The sequence below is a fragment of the Loktanella sp. R86503 genome (genome assembly GCF_042466455.1).
GTDB lineage: Bacteria > Pseudomonadota > Alphaproteobacteria > Rhodobacterales > Rhodobacteraceae > Loktanella.
Genome location: NZ_JAXHCI010000002.1, coordinates 1,537,605 through 1,555,142 on the forward strand (window position 1 = coordinate 1,537,605; position 17,538 = coordinate 1,555,142).

Genomic DNA, 17,538 nt, shown 5'->3' on the forward strand with positions numbered 1-17,538 from the left:
TGGCGGTGCAATCGGGCAGGGGCAAGGGGGCCGTATGGTCACGGGCAATACCTTGCACCGCATTTCGCGGCCTAAGGGAACGAAACGGCGGCAGGCGGCGTTTGCAAGATATCAATTTTCAACAAAAGGTGACTAGCATGCCAAATCTGACAACTGCCTTGCCCGTTCTTGCCGCCCTTGCCCTAACCTCTGCTTGCGCCGGCACGGGTGCTGTCGGCGACGGGACCGGCCTGTCAAAAACGCTAGAGGAGATGCAGCTGCAGTATCCCGGCATGACGCCAGAGGTCTTTGCCCAGTTCGACGCCGACAGCAACGGTGTGTTGGACAGCGGCGAACAGCAGGCTGTCTTTCAAGAAGCGTCAAGCCCGGACGGCATTGGCGGCACAGCAGGCGAGCTGGACGAGGACGCGGTCCCGTCCTGATCGGCATCTGCGTCTGATCCGGCGCAGGCCGGATCAGACCGTTTTGATCAGACGTGGCTTTCCTTGCCCCGTGCAAGGGCGGCCACACCCGTGCGTGCGACCTCTTGCAGGCCAAGCGGCCGCATCAGGTCTGCAAAGGCGTCGATCTTTTCCGGGGTGCCGGTGATTTCGAACACGAAGGATTGCAGTGTGCTGTCCACGACGCTGGCACGGAAGATATCCGCAAGGCGCAGTGCCTCGACCCGCGAATCCCCCTGACCGGCAACCTTAAGCAAGGCAAGCTCGCGCTCGACCGAGGGGCCGTCGACGGTCAGGTCGTGCACTTCGTGAACGGGGACGATCCGGCCCAGCTGCGCCTTGATCTGCACGATGACCTGCGGCGTGCCGGTGGTCACAATGGTGATGCGCGACAAATGCCCGGTGTGGTCGATTTCCGCTACGGTCAGGCTTTCGATGTTATAACCGCGTCCGGCAAACAGGCCGATAACGCGGGCCAGAACGCCCGGTTCGTTTTCCACGATCACCGCCAGTGTATGACGTTCGACCGTATCCCCGAAGGTAGAGCGAAGGTCATAGGCGGAGTGGCTGCTAGCGCCTTTTTTGATGTTCAGAGCCGACATGTTCGTATCCTTGTGTCTTGCGATGGGGGCAAAGACCTTTTGATGACAAGGTCTTCAAATGGCATAAGTCTTTGCGGCAGAAGCCGTCAGACCAGCACCGCCCCTGTCGCTGTGATCGATCCTTGCACCTGCGCGTTGGCCAGCAGCATTTCGTTATGCGCCTTGCCCGACGGGATCATCGGAAAGCAGTTTTCGTGCTTTTCCACCAGACAGTCGAAAATGACCGGTCCGTCATAGGCGATCATTTCCTTGATCGCTTCATCCAGATCGTCGGGATTGTCGCAGCGAATACCTTTGGCACCAAAGGCTTCGGCCAGTTTCACGAAATCGGGCAGGGCTTCGGACCATGATTGGGAATACCGCTCGCCGTGCAGCAGCTGCTGCCACTGGCGGACCATGCCAAGGCGTTCGTTGTTCAAGATGAATTGCTTGACCGGCAGGCGGTATTGCATCGCCGTGCCCATTTCCTGCATGTTCATCAGCCAGGATGCTTCGCCCGCGATGTTAATGACAAGGCTGTCACGGTGCGCCATCTGCACGCCGATCGACGCAGGCGTGCCATAGCCCATGGTGCCAAGGCCGCCCGATGTCATCCAGCGGTTCGGATCCTCAAAACCAAGGTATTGCGCGGCCCACATCTGGTGCTGGCCGACTTCGGTCGTGATGTAACGGTCATGACCCTTGGTTAGCGCCTCGAGCCGGGACAGGGCGTATTGCGGGCGGATGATCGGGCCGTCCTGCGTAAAACCAAGGCAATCCTTGGCGCGCCATTCGTTGATCTGCTTCCACCATTTGGCGACGGCGTCCTTGTCGGTCTTGCGGCCCTGGGCCTTCCAGACTTTCAGCAAATCTTCTAGCACGTGGGCCACGTCGCCAAGGATCGGCATATCCACCTGAATGACCTTGTTGATCGACGATGCATCAATGTCGATATGGGCCTTTGTCGATTTGGGGCTAAAGGCATCAATGCGGCCGGTAATCCGGTCGTCAAAACGCGCGCCGATGTTGATCATCAGATCGCAACCGTGCATCGCAAGGTTGGCCTCGTAGGTGCCATGCATGCCCAGCATGCCCAGCCACGCAGGACCGGACGCCGGATAGCAGCCCAGACCCATCAGAGTGGACGTGATGGGAAAGCCTGTCGCCTCGACCAGTTCGCGCAGCAACTGGCTGGCTGCGGGGCCGGAGTTGATGACGCCCCCGCCGGTGTAGAAGACCGGGCGCTTGGCCTTGGCCATCGCTTCTGCCAGCTCGGTGATCATGGCGATGTCACCTTTCAGCTGCGGCGCGTAATGCGACTTGCGCTTGGCTTTCTCGCTATAGCTGCCGCTGGCGAACTGCACATCCTTGGGGATGTCGATCAGCACAGGACCGGGCCGGCCAGAGGTGGCGACGTGAAACGCCTCGTGAATGGTGTTGGCTAGCTTGTCCGTCTCCTTGACCAGCCAGTTATGCTTGGTGCAGGGGCGGGTGATGCCGACGGTGTCGGCTTCCTGAAAGCCGTCGGTGCCGATCATGAAGGTCGGGACCTGACCGGTCAGCACGACAAGCGGGATGCTGTCCAGCAGTGCGTCGGTTAGGCCGGTGACGGCATTGGTTGCGCCCGGACCGGATGTGACCAAAGCCACGCCGGGCTTGCCCGTGGACCGGGCATAACCTTCGGCGGCGTGAACGGCGCCCTGTTCGTGACGGACCAGCACGTGCTGAATTTTGTTTTGCTGAAAGATCTCGTCATAGATCGGCAGAACGGCACCGCCGGGATAGCCAAAGACCACCTCGACCCCTTGGTCGATCAGGGCCTGCACCACCATTTTCGCGCCAGTCATCGTCTTTGTCATCGTCTTGTCCTTGTCAGCGGCACATCGCCTTTGGCCGTATCGCACAAAAAAGCCCCCGTGTTTGGCGGGGGCGCATGGGGAACCTGAATGGTCAAACCGTCACCGGCCCATGCGCGTCTTTCCTAGAATGAGTACGACCGTTTTCATGCGGATTTCCTTTGCATGGATGTGTTCTAGGCGGGCATTGCGGCAGGGTCAACCGCCGCAATGGAGAAAATGTCGTCGATCACATAGTTTTCGCAACATTCGTAAAAGCGCAGGACTATTTTTCGCGTTTTGCGAAAAGCGCGGCTCCGGCCAGCAGAAATATTCCGCCAACCGACAGCTTTGACCCTTTGCGCACAACGGGATCGGGGCGCGCCAAGGCGGTCGCGGGGTGCGCTTTTGCGCCGACATCATTCTTTTGTGCCGGCCCGCCTTGGGCCTGACCGCTCTCCAAAAGGTCGGCATCGGCGGTGCCGGGATCGGCGCGGGCCGGTTTGGGATCCTGCTTGGCCTGCGCCTCGATCTCTGAATCGATTTCAGCGCCCAGCAGCACGATGTAGGCGGACAGCCACAGCCACATCAGCAAGATGATGACCCCGCCCAGCGCGCCAAAGGTTTCGTTGTAGCTGCCAAAGTTGCTGGCATAAAAGCCAAAGGCCAAAGAGCCGACAAGCCACAGGATGCAGGCCGCCGCCGCGCCGGGCGTGACCCAGCGCCACCGGCGGTCGGTGCGGGCCGGGCCATAGCGATACAGCACCGCAAGCCCGCCCGCCACGACCAGCAGCACAAGCGGCCAGCGCACCAGCATGACAAACCATTCCGTATCCGCCGGCAGGCGCAGCAGCCCCAGGATGACCGGAATGGCAACCAGCAGGATCACGATCCCGAAAAAGCCGGCAATCAGGCCCAGCGTCAGCGTGCCCTTTACCATTAGGGTGCGCAGAAAACTGCGCGGTTCCTTAACGTCAAAGGCGACGTTGAGCCCTTCGATCAGGGCAGCCATGCCTGCGGTGGCGGAATAAAAGGCTGTCAGCAAACCGATTACGGCGGCCAGACCAAGGCCGCCGCTGTCGCTGCCGGCCACGGATTTGGCCTGATCAATCACGATCTGCGCCGCTTCGGCCGGCACGAAGCGGGTCAGGGTTTCCAACTGCGTCACGATCGTATTGGGATCGGTAAACAGACCCGCAATCGCCATCGCCGCCACAAGGCCGGGAAAGATCGCAAGCAGGCCGTAAAACGCACAGCCCGCCGCGATCAGTCCAACATGATCGTCACTTAGCTCGGAAAAAACCCGCTTGAGCAGCGCAAGCCACCCTTTTGATGAAATATCGGCGGGGTGGGCGGTGGCACTGGACATAACACTTCCTTGATCTTTGCGTGATCAATGCCCAAGGCCCCCGCAAGGTTCCGCCTATGTTGCGTCTTTGCCAATCTTGTCTTGGGTTTGCGTGTCAAAGTCGCTGGCGGCATGACGCTCATGCAGCTGCTCTGATGGCTCGCCAAAGGCGCGGTTGACCATGCGGCCGCGCTGATAGGCCGGGCGGTTCATCACCGTATCAGCCCAGCGCTGCACGTTGGTATAAGTCTCTGCCTGCAGGTATTCGGCCGCGCCATAGACCTGGTTTTTCACCAGTGATCCATACCAGGGGGCCGTGGCCATATCGGCGATGGTATAATCCGCGCCGCTTAGAAATTCGCGGTCGGCCAGGTTGCGATCCAGCACGTCAAGCTGGCGCTTCACTTCCATGGTGAACCGGTTGATCGGATATTCGAACTTTTCCGGGGCGTAGTTATAAAAGTGGCCAAAGCCGCCGCCCAGATAAGGCGCAGAGCCTTGCAGCCAGAACAGCCAGTTCATCGCCTCGGTCCGGGTCTTGCGGTCCTTGGGCAGGAAGGCATCGAATTCTTCGGCCAGATAGATCAGGATCGACGCGCTTTCAAAGACGCGGGTGTCGGTTTCGGTGTCCAGCAAGGCAGGGATCTTGGAATTCGGGTTGATATCGACAAAGCCCGATCCGAACTGGTCGCCGTCGCCGATGCGGATCAACCAAGCGTCGTATTCCGCGCCGCTGTAACCGGCTTCCAGCAGTTCTTCGAACATGACCGTGACCTTGACACCGTTCGGGGTCGCCAGCGAATGCAGTTGAAAGCGATGATCACCGCGCGGCAGCGCCTTGTCATGGGTCGGACCGGCAATCGGGCGGTTCGTTTTGGCAAATTCGCCGCCGTTTTCGGCATCCCAGGTCCAGACCTTGGGCGGGGTATAGTCGGTCATCGCAAACTCTCCTGTCATGGTGTCTGCGCATAGATAGGGCACGGCGCGCGGAACGCAAAGTGCGCGGCTGCGGCGGTGGTTGTGCGCGAAGGGGGGAACACCGCGCTGACATTCTCTCTTGTCAGTAAGGGGTTAAGATGCAGGAATGGTCCATCTTTTTAGTGTGGTCCATTTTATGCGTCTGTTTTTATCATCCCATCGTTTCGGTCATCATGCAGACGCCCTTGTCCGGCTTGCCGGCCAGCGGCGCAACACCTTGGTGATCGGCAATGCGCTTGATTACATTCCTGCCGCAGCCCGGGCCATCTATACCGCGACTACCTATGATCCGGTTGCAGAACTGAACGCCATTGGCCTGCCGGCCAGCTGGCTGGATCTGCGCGATTATATCGGCGCGCCCATCCGGCTGCATGACGCGCTGCGCACCTGCGGGCTGGTGTGGGTGCTGGGGGGCAATGCCTTTGTGCTGCGCCGCGCGATGCGTGCCAGCGGCTTTGACGGGGTCATCCACAGCCTTTTGTCGCAGGACGCGCTGGCCTACGGCGGCTTCAGCGCCGGCGCGATTGTCACAGCGCCCAGCCTGCGCGGACTTGACCTGATGGATGATCCGAATGTCGGCACATTCGGGGACGAGGTGATTTCATACGAAGGGCTGAACCTGTTTCCCAAATCCATCGTGCCGCATGTGGGATCAGGGCACCGTGACAGTCCGGGCGCGGACCGTGCGGCGCGGTGGCTGTCGGATAACGCCATGCCCTATGTCGCGCTGCAGGACGGGCAGGTCATGCTTGTCGATCATGATGACGGCACATTGCTGCCCTAGGGCGCATCATCCGCGGTGCGGACGATTCCCGCACCATGCGGCAGCTTGATCTGCGCCACCTGTTCGGCAATCGGATCGGTTGACAGCGGGTGCAGGGCGGAATCGTATCCTTCAGGATCGCCGATATCCGACCAGACGCCGCCGCGAAACACCTCCAGCGCGTCATACTTTGCCTTGTAGCCCATCTTGGGGCTGCCCGGGACCCAATAGCCCAGGTAGACGTAAGGCAGATTCAGTTCCCGCGCGATGGCGATGTGATCAAGGATCAGGAAGCTGCCGGGGCTGCGCGGCTCCAGCTCTGGCGCAAAGAAGGAATAGACCATCGACAGGCCGTCATCCAGAATGTCGGTCAGGCAGGCGGCGACCGGATCGGGATCGCCAGTGACCGTGTCGGTATATTCGATCAGGCGGGACCGCACGGGCGTTTCCTCGACCATGGCGGCGAATTCGAACATATCCATATCCGCCATCCCGCCCGTCGCATGGCGCGCGTCCAGATAGCGGCGGAACAGATCGTATTGCTCTTCTGTCGCCCAAGGCGAGGTCGCCCGCCGCTTGAGCGCGGCATTGCGTTTCAGCACACGGCGCTGGCTGCGGCTGGGTTTGAAATCTGCCACGCGGATGCGGGCCGACATGCAGGCCGAACATTCGGCGCAGCTGGGGCGATACAGCACATTTTGCGAACGCCGAAACCCTTGCTTGGACAGCGTATCGTTCAGGGCTGTCGCGGATTCGCCTTGCAGGGCCGTGAACAATTTCCGTTCCATCCGCCCCTCTAGATAGGGGCAGGGCTGCGGGGCCGTCACGTAAAACTGCGGCGTAGAGGGAAGCATATGGCGCATGGCGTAAGAGTGTAGTCTGCCGCTGCCTCTGACAAGCCCCTGATGCCCGGGATTTACGCAATCGGCGAAATTCGCCAAGGGGTCCGCAGGTTTACGTCAGGCCCGTGTGTTAGGCCCGTGTATCGCCAGCCCATTTACCCTGGCCGGTTGATCATCGCGGTTCCCATCAGCGTATCGGTCAGGCCGCGCCCGCAGGGGGTCAGCGCCATCATGCCCATGCTGATGAATTGCAGTGGCATCGCCGTAACCGACACAGCGTAGCCCAGCGTATGCAACAGCGCGCGCGTGCCATCAAGCCGCGCGCCGGTGTGATCGCGCAGCTCGATCCCCATCAGGCGCATTCCCCAGGTGGCAGAGCGTCCGGCAATCGTGAACCAGCGGTAGGCAAAACCAACCATTAGGATCAGAAATGGAAAGTAAAACAAAGCGGTAAAGGCCGTAAAGGGCACGATGATAACGGACGCCACCAGCACCAGTGACGCATCCACAACCCAGGCCAGGGCGCGTTTAAACGGCACGCGGGCATAGAATTCAGCACCGTCATCGGGGTCGGGCAGGGCAGTCAGCGTGTCGGCAAAATCGGTCATGGTCGGGGTCCATCGTGTTCAGGCAGGCGCGGCGGCCTAGCGCATCGGGGCCGCCGGATTGGCAGGTTACTTGTCGCGCTGCGGCTCTTTCACCGCTGTATCATCCGACCGGTCTGCCATAAACTGGTCAAACTCGGCTTTGTCCTTGGCGTCCCGCAGGCGGGCCAGAAAAGCCTCGAAATTGTCCTGCTCTTCCTGCAGGCGGCGCAACGTGTCTTCTTTGTAGGCATCAAAGGCACGGTTGCCCGAGGATTGCATCATATGACGGCCAAAGGGGCGTGCGACCGGGCGGATATCACGGCTTCGGGAAAACATGCGTTTGCTCCATATCATATAGGCAAGAAGGGCAAGGCCCACCGGCCAGACCAGCACGAAACCTGCGATCATTGCGGCAATCCATGCGCCGCGACCGCGGGCATCAAGCCAGGCCTCGGCCCGGCGGGCATAGCTGATCAAACCGGCAGATTGTTGGCCAGTGGATGAAGGGTATGTCGGTGTCGAATACATCGGGAAAGCTCCTGTCGGGCTAAATGTAAATGTCTTTCACATTACCGATATGTGGATGCACTGCCGCCGCCGCAAGGGGCGATGTAAATGTTTTTTACATTGCAAGACCCGCGCCGCGCCGAACCAGTCCGGCGGCTGCACCGACAATGCAGCTGAACTGGGTCCACAAACCGCAAACCGCCAAGGCGCTTGTCGCGGGCCGTGTCATCGCATCATCTGCGAAAGACGGGCGCAAAGCCTTGCTCATCGTGCATCCTTTTGCGACCTTTGGCGCACGCCCAATGCGGCCAATCCGTTGCCGACAAACTGAAAGCCGAACCGATGACCCTTGCCGACCGCATGATCCGCCATCCGCGCCCCTTTGATCCGGACCGCGCAGATGATGCGATGGCGGCGACGCCATGGGCTACGGGCCCGCTGCGCGACCTGATCGGCGGTGCGGCAGGGTGCAGCCCCTATCTGGCCGGCCTGATCAAACAACAATCGGACTGGCTGCAAGGCGCGGCCCAAGATCCGGACGCCGCGCTGGCACAAACGCTTGCCGATATCCCGCGCATCCTCTTTGCCGACCTTGCCCCGGGCCTGCGCCAGGCCAAGGCCCGCGTTGCCTTGCTAACGGCGCTTTGTGATCTGGGCGGCGTGTGGCCGCTGCATATCGTCACGCAGGCCCTGACCGATCTGGCTGCCGCGGCGGTCAACGCTTGTATCCTGCCCCTTGTTGCGGCGGAAATCACCCGTGGCAAACTGCCCGGCATGACCGCCGATGACGCCGCCACCGCCGCGGGCATGACCGTCCTTGCCATGGGTAAACAAGGCGCAGGAGAGTTAAACTATTCCTCTGACATCGATCTGATCTGCCTGTTCGATGACGACCGCTTCGCGCCAGAGGAGACCGCCACCGCCCGCGCCGCCTTTGTCCGCGTGACCCGCCGGATGTGTGCGCTGCTGTCCGACAACACCGAAGACGGCTATGTCTTTCGCACCGACCTGCGCCTGCGCCCCGATGCCAGCGTGATGCCGGTCTGCCTGTCCATGACCGCGGCAGAGCGGTACTACGAAAGCGTGGGCCGCACCTGGGAACGCGCCGCCTATATCAAGGCCGCCCCCTGCGCCGGTGATCTGGCCGCGGGGCAGCGGTTTCTGGACACGCTGACCCCGTTTGTCTGGCGCAAACACCTTGACTTTGCCGCGATCCAGGACGCCCACGACATGCGCCTGCGCATCCGCGATCACAAAGGGCTGGGCGGGACATTGACCCTTGAAGGTCACAATATGAAACTGGGCCGCGGCGGGATCAGAGAGATCGAGTTCTTTACCCAAACCCGCCAGTTGATCGCCGGTGGGCGGGATCAAAGCCTGCGGGTGCGCGGCACTTTGCAAGGGCTGGACCGGCTGGCCGCCGCAGGTTGGATAGCCCGCGACGTGCAGCAGCAGCTGACCGACCATTACATCGCCCACCGCACGGTCGAACATCGCCTGCAGATGATCAACGACGCCCAGACCCACAGCCTGCCCAGCGATAACGCGGGCTTTGACCGCCTCGCGGCGCTGATGGACATGGATACCGCTGATCTGCGCCGGGACACGGCGCAGCGGCTGGAACAGGTCCATACCCTGACCGAAGGCTTCTTTGCCCCCGGCAGCACTGCAACTGCGGCCCCCGCCGATTGGGGGCAGGACATTACCGCACGCTGGCCGGACTATCCCGCGTTGCGGTCGGACCGCGCCGTCCAGATTTTTCGCCGCCTGCGCCCCGGCATTCTGGCCATGCTGGCAGAGGCGGCAAAACCGGACGAGGCGCTGATCAACTTCGACGCCTTCCTGTCGGGGCTGCCCGCCGGCGTGCAACTGTTTTCCCTGTTCGAGGCAAGCCCGGCCCTGACCCAGCTCATCGTTGACATCTGCGCCACCGCGCCCGCACTGGCGCAATATCTTTCGCGTAATGCAGGTGTGCTTGATGCGGTCATCGGCGGTGACTTCTTTGCGCCCTGGCCGGGTGCCGGTGCGCTGACCACAGCGCTCTCTGACGCGATGTCCGTGACTGGCGACTTCGAAACCGCGCTGAATACAGCCCGCCGCTGGGCACGCGAATGGCATTTCCGCATCGGTGTGCACCATCTGCGCGGGTTGATCGACGCTGGCACCGCCGGGCAACACTACGCCGATCTGGCACAGGCTGTCATCGCCGCGATCTGGCCTGTTGTCTGCGCCGATTTCGCCCGCCGCCATGGTCCGCTGCCGGGACAAGGGGCCGTGGTGCTGGGTATGGGATCGCTTGGGGCAGGGCGGCTGAACGCCCAGTCCGACGTCGATCTGATCGTGATCTACGATGCGGACGTTTGGGGCAATTCAGCTGGCCCGCGCCCGCTACCGGTGCGCAGTTATTACGCCCGCCTGACGCAGGCGCTGGTGACGGCGCTGCAAGCGCCCATGGCTGACGGCAAGCTCTATGAAGTGGATATGCGCCTGCGCCCTTCGGGCAAACAAGGCCCCGTGGCGACGTCCTGGTCAGCCTTTCGGGATTACCAGCAGGACGAAGCCTGGACCTGGGAACACCTTGCCCTGACCCGCGCGCGCCCCATCGCCGGCGCACCCGTGCTAATCGCCGGCGTCGAGGCGTTTCGCCGTACCCTGATCAGCGCAAAGGGCAAGGGCTCCGAAGTGCAAGCCGATGTTGCCGACATGCGCGCACGGCTGGCGGCTGCAAAACCGCCGCAAGGCAGCTGGGACGCCAAAATGGGCCCCGGCCGCCTGATGGATGTGGAACTTGCCGCGCAAACCGCAGCCCTTGTCACTGGTAGTAATCTGCGCGATGTGCCGGGTCAGATCGCAGCGGGGGTTGCCGGCGGCTGGCTCAGCACTGCACAGGGCGATGCCCTGACACAGGCAGCGCAGCTTTTCTGGCAGTTGCAGGCTGCGGGACGGCTGCTAACCGGCGGCGTGCTTGACCCGAATGCCCTTGGCGAAGGCGGCCGCCGCATGGTGCTACCAGAAACTGGATTTGACACGATGGACGCGCTGGAACAGGCTATGACACAGATTTCTGCCGCCGCTGATGCCGCAATTTCGGACCGGCTCGGGGCGAAACCATGAAGGGCGACGCTCTTGATCCCGCAGGGCTGATCCGAGAGGCCTACCGCATCGACGGCATCACTGCGCAGGACTGCCGCATGATCTTTCTGGATTGGGCCATCAAATCGAATGCGCCCGATAACCTGCGCGGCGCGATCCAGAAACTTCTGACCCTATATGCCGACCAGCCCGCCCATCACCCGATGACCCAAACGCTGCGCGCGGGACTGGACGCGAGCCCGGTGCCCAAACGCCGCGGCGGACGGGCACGGCGACACCCTGCGGGCTGACGGTCCTTTTCTTCTGGTCAAAAATATCCCGGGGGTGCGGGGGCTGGCCCCCGCACCAGGTCTGGCAAATTTGAGGAACCCTTGCGGATTACCGCGTCAGGGCAGCCGCCTCACGGGCAAGGGATTCAATCCCGGCCCAGTCGCCGGCGGCCATCAAATCCTTGGGTGCAACCCAGCTGCCGCCGACGCAAAGCGTATTGGACAAGGCCAGATAATCGGGCGCGTTTTTCAGCGTGACACCGCCGGTCGGGCAGAACTTGACCTGCGGAATCGGTGCGCCGATGGCTTTCAAAGCAGCCGCGCCGCCGTTGGCTTCGGCGGGAAAGAACTTTTGCACGGTATAGCCGCGTTCCAGCAGGCGCATCGCCTCTGACGCGGTGGCAACGCCCGGCAGAAGCGGCAGATCGTTTGCCTCGCAGGCATCAAGGATCAGGTCCGTCGCCCCGGGAGAGACGCCGAACTTGGCACCCGCCGCTTTGGCATTTTCCACGTCCTTTGGGGTCAGCAGGGTGCCTGCGCCCACAACGCCGCCGGGAATGGCTGCCATTTCGCGAATCGCATCCAATGCGGCGGGGGTGCGCAAGGTGACTTCAAGCGCGGGCAGGCCGCCGGCCACCAGGGCGCGGGCCAGGTCAGCGGCAAGCCCTGCATCGTCCAGCACCAGCACGGGAACGACGGGAGCCAGCAGGCAAAGATCGCGGTTCAGGTCAGAGGCTTGTTCGGGGGTCATTTTCTTTATCTTTCGTCTCAATGCTGGGCCGGGGGCAGATGCCTCCGGCGGGAGTATTTCTGGCCAGATGATGGATCAAACGGCGACGCCGGCCCCTTCGGTGACCTGAGCAACATTTCGGCGGAATACCTCGAACAATTCGCGGCCCACGCCGGTGCCGTTGCCGGACAAGTCTGCCACTGCATCGGTGCGGCTTGCAAGGTCAACGTTCAGCACGTCGATGGTTCCGTTGACCGCATCAAGGCGGATGATATCCCCGTCATTGATTTTGGCGATCGGGCCGCCATTGGCCGCCTCTGGCGCAAGGTGGATGGCGGATGGCACCTTGCCCGACGCGCCGGACATGCGCCCGTCAGTGACAAGGGCCACTTTCAGACCGCGGTCCTGCAGAACGGCCAGCGTCGGTGTCAGGCCGTGCAGTTCAGGCATGCCGTTGGATTTTGGGCCTTGAAAGCGGACCACGATAATAGTGTCGGATGTAAATTCACCGGCTTTAAAGGCCGCCTTGACACTGTCCTGATCGTGGAAAACGCGGGCCGGTGCTTCGACGATATGCCGTTCTTCAGCAACGGCAGAGGTTTTCATCACGCCGCGGCCAAGGTTGCCTTTGAGCTGGGTCAGGCCACCATTTTTCTGGAACGGATCAGCGACAGGGCGCAGGATTTTCGTATTCAGACTTTCGCCTGCCCCTTTGGCATAGGTCACGCGGCCTGCGTCAAGTTTCGGCTCTTGTGTGTAAAGGTTCAGTCCATCGCCCGCGACGGTTTTGACGTCGTCATGCAGCAGGCCGGCGTTGAGCAATTCGCCGATCATATAGCCAAGGCCGCCAGCCGCGTGGAAATGGTTCACGTCAGCCAGACCGTTGGGATAGACCTTGGCCATCAGCGGTGTCACGGCGGACAGATCGCTGAAGTCCTGCAGGTCAAGGATGATGCCGGCAGCGCGCGCCATGGCGGGCAGGTGGATCACCAGGTTTGTCGATCCGCCCGTGGCCATCAGGCCGACAAGCCCGTTCACAAAGGCTTTTTCGTCAAGGATATCGCTGACCGGGGTATAGGCGTTGCCAAGGGCGGTAATCTGCGCCGCACGTTCGGTTCCGGCCACCGTCAGGGCATCGCGCAGCGGTGTGTTGGGGTTCACAAAGGATGCGCCGGGTAGGTGCAGGCCCATGAATTCCATCAGCATCTGGTTGCTGTTGGCCGTGCCGTAAAAGGTGCAGGTGCCCGGACCGTGATAGGACGCCATTTCAGCGGCCATCAGTTCGGCGCGGCCGACTTCGCCGGTGGCGAACAGCTGGCGGACGCGGGATTTTTCGTCATTGGGCAGGCCGCTGACCATGGGGCCGGCGGGCAGAAAGACCGAAGGAATATAGCCGAAGGTTGCGGCGGCCATCACAAGGCCGGGGACAATCTTGTCACAGACGCCAAGATAGATCGCGGCGTCAAAGGTGTTGTGGGACAAGCCGACGGCTGCGGACAGCGCGATCACATCGCGCGAAAACAGCGACAGCTCCATCCCGGTCTGGCCTTGGGTCACGCCGTCGCACATTGCAGGCACGCCGCCTGCGACCTGCGCCGTGGCACCGGCGGCGATGGCGGCCTGTTTGATCAGCGCAGGATAGGTTTCAAAGGGTTGATGCGCCGACAGCATATCGTTGTAGGCGGTGATGATTCCGATGTTGGGGGCATTGTCTGCGACCAGCGCGTCCTTTTGATCTCCCATCGCCGCATAGGCGTGGGCCTGGTTGCCGCAGGTCAGGTGCGACCGGCGGGGGCCGACGGCGGCGGCGCGGGCCATTGTGTCCAGATACTGGCGGCGCGGCCCTTCGGAACGGGCGCGAATCCGGTCGGTGACTTCGGCGATTTTGGGGTGCAGGGCCATGGGTCTTCCCGTGTGTATGTTGGATTGCACCCTACTTAGCATGAACGGTTAGCGCTAACAACGCTTGTCAGCTTGCTTATTGTTGCTTTCAGAGGATGGCGGGCGAAACTGGCCACTGGCGCAGGCGGCATCCGCAAGATAAAGCGTTGATCATGAATATGCCCTCTTATCCCACCGTCCGCCTGACCCCCAAAGGGGATGCCCGCGCAATCCGCCACGGCTTCCCTTGGGTCTATGCCAATGAACTGGTCACAGACCGCCGCACACGCGGGCTGACCGCCGGTGCGCTTGCCGTGCTGGAGGATGCAAACCGCGTCCCGCTGGGCCTTGTCACCGTGAACCCGGCGTCCAAGATTATCTGCCGGATGATCGACCGCGACTCGGAGGCGGTGATCGATACCGCATGGTTCGCCGCCAAGCTGACGCGCGCGCTGATCCACCGCGAGCGGATCTATGATGCGCCGTTCTACCGGCTTGTGCATGCAGAGGCCGACGGTCTGCCCGGTGTCGTCATCGACCGCTTTGGCGATACGGCGGTGATCCAGCCGAACGCTGCCTGGGCCGATGCCCTGATCGAGCCGCTGTGCGATGCGCTGGTGCAGGTGACGGGTGTGACCACGGTTGTGATGAACGCCTCTGGCCGCGCGCGCAGCCTTGAAGGGCTGGACGATTCCATGGGCATTCTGCGCGGCGACGCACCTACCGCCCCGATCCCGGTGCCCATGAACGGCGCGACCTATATGGCCGACCTAATGGGCGGCCAAAAGACCGGCCTGTTCTTTGACCAGCGCCCGAACCACGCCTTTGCCGCCAGCCTGTCGCGCGGCGCGCGGGTGCTGGATGTATTTAGCCACGTCGGCGGCTTTGGCCTTGCGGCCTTGGCCGGCGGTGCAGGTTCTGTGCTGGCCGTGGACGGGTCAGAGCCGGCGCTGGCGCTGGCGGATCAGGGCGCGGCGGCGATGGGCGTGTCGGACAGGTTCACCACCCGCAAGGGCGACGCCTTTGATACGCTGGCGGCACTGGCCGAAGAAGGCGCGCAGTTCGATCTGGTCGTCTGCGATCCACCTGCTTTTGCGCCGAACAAATCCTCGCTCGAGGCCGGTTTACGCGCCTACGAGCGGATTGCCCGTCTGGCCGCCGTGCTGGTCGCTGATGGCGGCTATCTGATGGTCTGTTCGTGCAGCCACGCCGCTGACCTGACACGGTTTCGCAACGCCTCTGCCCGCGGGATTGGCCGTGCCGGTCGGCGCAGCCAGGTGATCCAGACCGGTTTTGCCGGACCGGACCACCCGCTGCTGCCGCATCTGGCCGAAAGCGGCTATCTGAAGGCGGTGACCTTCCGGTTGTGAGGATCGACGCGTGAAAGTCCTTCTTGACGCCTGCGTTCTATATCCCACCGTCATGCGCGAAGTGCTGATCGGTTGTGCATCGGTAGGGCTGTTCCAGCCCTGCTGGTCGCCGCGTATCCTGGAAGAATGGGCGCGGGCGACTGTCAAGCTGGGACCGGAGGCCGAAGTTTTTGCCCGCGGCGAAATCGCGACGCTGACGGCACAATTTCCCCGCGCTTCTGTCACGCCGGACGACGGTATGTTGCGGCGGCTGTGGCTGCCGGATGAAAACGACGTGCATGTATTGGCTGCCGCTGTTGCGGGGCATTGCGATGCGATCCTGACGATGAATGCCAAGGATTTTCCCGGCAACCTGCTGGCCGAAGAAAACCTGTTCCGCGCCGATCCGGACGGGTTTTTGCTGCGCCTGCATGACGAAGCGCCGGGGATCGTCAGCGATATCGCGCATCAGGTTCTCGCCGAGGCGAACCGGCTTTCGCCGGAACCCTGGACCATCCGCGCCCTGATGAAAAAAGCCCGCCTGCCGCGTTTTGGCAAAAGGCTGATGTAGCCGAATTTTCGTCGAAAAATTGGCAGCGTTACGCGTTCCAGCGCGCCTCGTTCTGCTTGATTGCGGCAATGCGCAGTTCGGTTTTGGGGTGGCTCAGCATCCACGCAGGCGTCCCTTTGCCTGCGGTACCGGTCAGATGTTCCAGCTTGTGAAACAGTGATTGCTGCGGCGCGGTGCCAATGCCCGATTTGACGAGCAGGGCAGAGGCATAGGCATCCGCCTCAAACTCGTCCGCGCGCGACAGCCGTGCTGCAAGCAGCGCCATCAGCCCGTTGCCGATCCAGCCGCCGATGCCGGGCAGGAATCGGTTCAGCACCATCGCGATCGCCGTGCGCATCGCGTTTTGCGCGGCGAAATCGGTCATGCGCCGGCGTGAATGGCCCAGGGCCACATGGCCCAGCTCGTGCGCGATGACGCTGGCCAATTCCTCTGCGGTGACCTCGCCGGCGCGGTAGCGGTCAAAGAACCCGCGGGTGATAAAAATACGCCCGTCCGGTGCAGCCAGACCGTTGACCATCGCCACCTCGTAGATGTGCACCTTGATCCGCTTGATATCCAGCGCCTGCGCCATCCGGTCAGTCAAGGCGCGCAGCTTTGGGTCGGCAAGCTCGGTCGATGCGCTGTCCAGTTCCTTGCGTGTGCGCCACGCAGAGAAGTGGTACAGCGCAAGGCCGTAGATGATCGCAAGCAGAAGGGGGGTAAACTTGAGCATGACACCTATATGGGGGCACAGCAGCACGATTGCCAAGCCGTCATGAGGCCTTGCGTCAATCCGTAGCCATCACCGACTTGTGCCGTGCGCGCAGCAGCCACAGCCCCAGCCCGATGACGGCCGCCACCGCAAGGATCAGGCCAGAGACGTTGCTCATCAAGGATGCAAGTTCCGCCACCCGGTCGGCAAAGCTATAGCCCAGCCCGACATAAAGGCTGACCCAGACGATTTCACCCGCGATGCCCCAAAGCGCGAAGCGCAGCCATGAAAACTGCGTCAATCCGCTGACATAGTTGATATACGGCCCCAGCGGTGCGACCAGCCAGCAAGAGAAAAACACGCTCGACCCGCCCCAGCGGTCCATGAAGGCTTGTCCCTTGTGGTGCATGGCGGCGCGTTTGGGCCGGGCGGCCAGCCAGTTGGTCAGCCGGGTCCCCATGCCGCGTGCCAGCCAGTAGCCGCTGTTGTCCCCTAGCACAGCGCCGCAAAAAGCGGCGATCATGACGGCCATCAGCGATAAATCCCCGGTTTGGGCAAACCCGCCAGAGGCCAGCATCAGCAGCGACGACGGCACAGGCAGCGCCAGGCAGGACAGAAAGGTTACGCAAAACAGGATCGGCACGCCGTAGTTGGCGATCAGGGACAGGGCAAGATCGCTCATTCCGCGCGCTTTGCCGCTGTGCTGCGCCACTGTGCGACCGCCGCGTCGATCCGCTGTTGCAGGTCGTCCAGTGTCACGCCGTTTTCGGCTGCTATCGTATCCAGCGATATACGGCGCGGCTTTTGAGCAGGATCAAGGAACAGCGCCGGAAGGAACACCTTTGGCGGGATATCATAGGACTGCGCAACGTAGCGGGGTGTCATCCACCCGGCCAGCGCCTGATCGCGGTGCGCCGGATCGTTCCAATAGATGGCCTGCGACAGGGTCTGGAAGCCGAAATACAGCACCGCCACCACGGCAATGGTAAAGGCGATCAGGGCCGCCCGGTTATGCTGCCACAGGTGGCGGACCATTCGATCACTTTCTTTGCGCTGTGCTAGACTACGGGCGT

At 62.1% G+C, this 17,538-nt stretch carries 19 protein-coding genes; 6 read left to right on the top strand and 13 right to left on the bottom strand.

The annotated features are described in order from the left end of the window. The first annotated feature begins 137 nt into the window (after positions 1–137). Entirely contained in the window at positions 138–422 is a 285-nt protein-coding gene (locus SJY10_RS08420; RefSeq protein ID WP_386681476.1) for an EF-hand domain-containing protein, read from the top strand. A 47-nt stretch (positions 423–469) separates the two neighbouring features. On the opposite strand, the gene ilvN is transcribed toward SJY10_RS08420, so the two are convergent. The 4 genes from ilvN to yghU all read right to left on the bottom strand — a co-directional run bounded on the left by ilvN (position 470) and on the right by yghU (position 5,143). Continuing rightward, entirely contained in the window at positions 470–1,042 is a 573-nt protein-coding gene (gene ilvN, locus SJY10_RS08425; protein WP_386681478.1) for an acetolactate synthase small subunit, read from the bottom strand. A gap of 86 nt (positions 1,043–1,128) precedes the next feature. Beyond that, positions 1,129–2,880, bottom strand: a complete 1,752-nt coding sequence (locus SJY10_RS08430; RefSeq protein ID WP_386681481.1) for an acetolactate synthase 3 large subunit — start codon at positions 2,878–2,880, stop codon at positions 1,129–1,131. 262 nt (positions 2,881–3,142) lie between these two features. Then, positions 3,143–4,225 carry a YihY/virulence factor BrkB family protein gene (locus SJY10_RS08435; RefSeq protein ID WP_386681484.1) on the bottom strand — a complete coding sequence of 361 codons (1,083 nt, stop codon included), beginning with the start codon at positions 4,223–4,225 and terminating at the stop codon, positions 3,143–3,145. 54 nt (positions 4,226–4,279) lie between these two features. After that, complete coding sequence (gene yghU, locus SJY10_RS08440) at positions 4,280–5,143, bottom strand: glutathione-dependent disulfide-bond oxidoreductase (protein ID WP_386681487.1); 864 nt, start codon at positions 5,141–5,143, stop codon at positions 4,280–4,282. Positions 5,144–5,288: 145 nt separating this feature from the next. Here yghU and SJY10_RS08445 point away from each other — a divergent pair, with 145 nt between their 5' ends. Beyond that, entirely contained in the window at positions 5,289–5,966 is a 678-nt protein-coding gene (locus SJY10_RS08445; RefSeq protein WP_386681490.1) for a Type 1 glutamine amidotransferase-like domain-containing protein, read from the top strand. Here SJY10_RS08445 and SJY10_RS08450 read toward each other — a convergent pair. From SJY10_RS08450 to SJY10_RS08465, 4 genes are all read right to left on the bottom strand, one after another. Continuing rightward, positions 5,963–6,808, bottom strand: coding sequence for an arginyltransferase (locus SJY10_RS08450; RefSeq protein WP_386681492.1), 846 nt, complete (start codon positions 6,806–6,808; stop codon positions 5,963–5,965). The genes SJY10_RS08445 and SJY10_RS08450 overlap by 4 nt on opposite strands. A 134-nt stretch (positions 6,809–6,942) precedes the next feature. Then, positions 6,943–7,395 carry an RDD family protein gene (locus SJY10_RS08455; RefSeq protein WP_386681494.1) on the bottom strand — a complete coding sequence of 151 codons (453 nt, stop codon included), beginning with the start codon at positions 7,393–7,395 and terminating at the stop codon, positions 6,943–6,945. A gap of 66 nt (positions 7,396–7,461) precedes the next feature. Further along, positions 7,462–7,902, bottom strand: coding sequence for a DUF2852 domain-containing protein (locus tag SJY10_RS08460; RefSeq protein ID WP_386681496.1), 441 nt, complete (start codon positions 7,900–7,902; stop codon positions 7,462–7,464). Between the two features lie 94 nt (positions 7,903–7,996). Next, positions 7,997–8,149 (bottom strand): hypothetical protein, encoded by a 153-nt coding sequence (locus SJY10_RS08465; RefSeq protein WP_386681498.1) that lies wholly within the window; start codon positions 8,147–8,149, stop codon positions 7,997–7,999. Between the two features lie 74 nt (positions 8,150–8,223). On the opposite strand from SJY10_RS08465, the gene SJY10_RS08470 reads away from it, so the two are divergent. Together SJY10_RS08470 and SJY10_RS08475 are read left to right on the top strand one after the other, a co-directional pair. Further along, entirely contained in the window at positions 8,224–10,995 is a 2,772-nt protein-coding gene (locus tag SJY10_RS08470) for a glutamine-synthetase adenylyltransferase (protein ID WP_386681501.1), read from the top strand. Then, the gene (locus SJY10_RS08475) at positions 10,992–11,264 is read left to right on the top strand and encodes a hypothetical protein (protein WP_386681504.1); all 273 of its coding nucleotides are present in this window, start codon (positions 10,992–10,994) and stop codon (positions 11,262–11,264) included. Before SJY10_RS08470 ends, SJY10_RS08475 begins: the two co-directional genes overlap by 4 nt. 88 nt (positions 11,265–11,352) lie before the next feature. Here SJY10_RS08475 and eda read toward each other — a convergent pair whose 3' ends face one another. Both eda and edd read right to left on the bottom strand, forming a co-directional pair. Next, positions 11,353–11,994 carry a bifunctional 4-hydroxy-2-oxoglutarate aldolase/2-dehydro-3-deoxy-phosphogluconate aldolase gene (eda, locus tag SJY10_RS08480; protein WP_386681507.1) on the bottom strand — a complete coding sequence of 214 codons (642 nt, stop codon included), beginning with the start codon at positions 11,992–11,994 and terminating at the stop codon, positions 11,353–11,355. 75 nt (positions 11,995–12,069) lie between these two features. Further along, positions 12,070–13,875, bottom strand: a complete 1,806-nt coding sequence (gene edd, locus SJY10_RS08485; protein WP_386681509.1) for a phosphogluconate dehydratase — start codon at positions 13,873–13,875, stop codon at positions 12,070–12,072. A gap of 152 nt (positions 13,876–14,027) precedes the next feature. Here edd and SJY10_RS08490 point away from each other — a divergent pair, with 152 nt between their 5' ends. Both SJY10_RS08490 and SJY10_RS08495 read left to right on the top strand, forming a co-directional pair. Continuing rightward, on the top strand, positions 14,028–15,224 hold the full coding sequence (locus tag SJY10_RS08490) for an RSP_2647 family RNA methyltransferase (RefSeq protein ID WP_386681512.1): 1,197 nt from the start codon (positions 14,028–14,030) through the stop codon (positions 15,222–15,224). A 10-nt stretch (positions 15,225–15,234) separates the two neighbouring features. After that, a complete protein-coding gene (locus SJY10_RS08495) occupies positions 15,235–15,774 on the top strand; it encodes an RSP_2648 family PIN domain-containing protein (RefSeq protein ID WP_386681515.1) in 540 nt (179 codons plus the stop codon). A 28-nt stretch (positions 15,775–15,802) separates the two neighbouring features. Here the strand turns inward: SJY10_RS08495 and SJY10_RS08500 are convergent, their stop codons facing one another. Genes SJY10_RS08500 through SJY10_RS08510 form a run of 3 tightly spaced genes read right to left on the bottom strand, consistent with a single transcriptional unit; the run spans position 15,803 to position 17,500 of the window. Continuing rightward, the gene (locus SJY10_RS08500; RefSeq protein ID WP_386681517.1) at positions 15,803–16,486 is read right to left on the bottom strand and encodes a M48 family metallopeptidase; all 684 of its coding nucleotides are present in this window, start codon (positions 16,484–16,486) and stop codon (positions 15,803–15,805) included. A 55-nt stretch (positions 16,487–16,541) separates the two neighbouring features. Next, positions 16,542–17,147 (bottom strand): DedA family protein, encoded by a 606-nt coding sequence (locus SJY10_RS08505; protein ID WP_386681520.1) that lies wholly within the window; start codon positions 17,145–17,147, stop codon positions 16,542–16,544. Beyond that, positions 17,144–17,500, bottom strand: a complete 357-nt coding sequence (locus SJY10_RS08510; RefSeq protein WP_386681522.1) for a hypothetical protein — start codon at positions 17,498–17,500, stop codon at positions 17,144–17,146. The genes SJY10_RS08505 and SJY10_RS08510 overlap by 4 nt, the downstream gene beginning before the upstream one ends. Positions 17,501–17,538 lie beyond the last annotated feature (38 nt).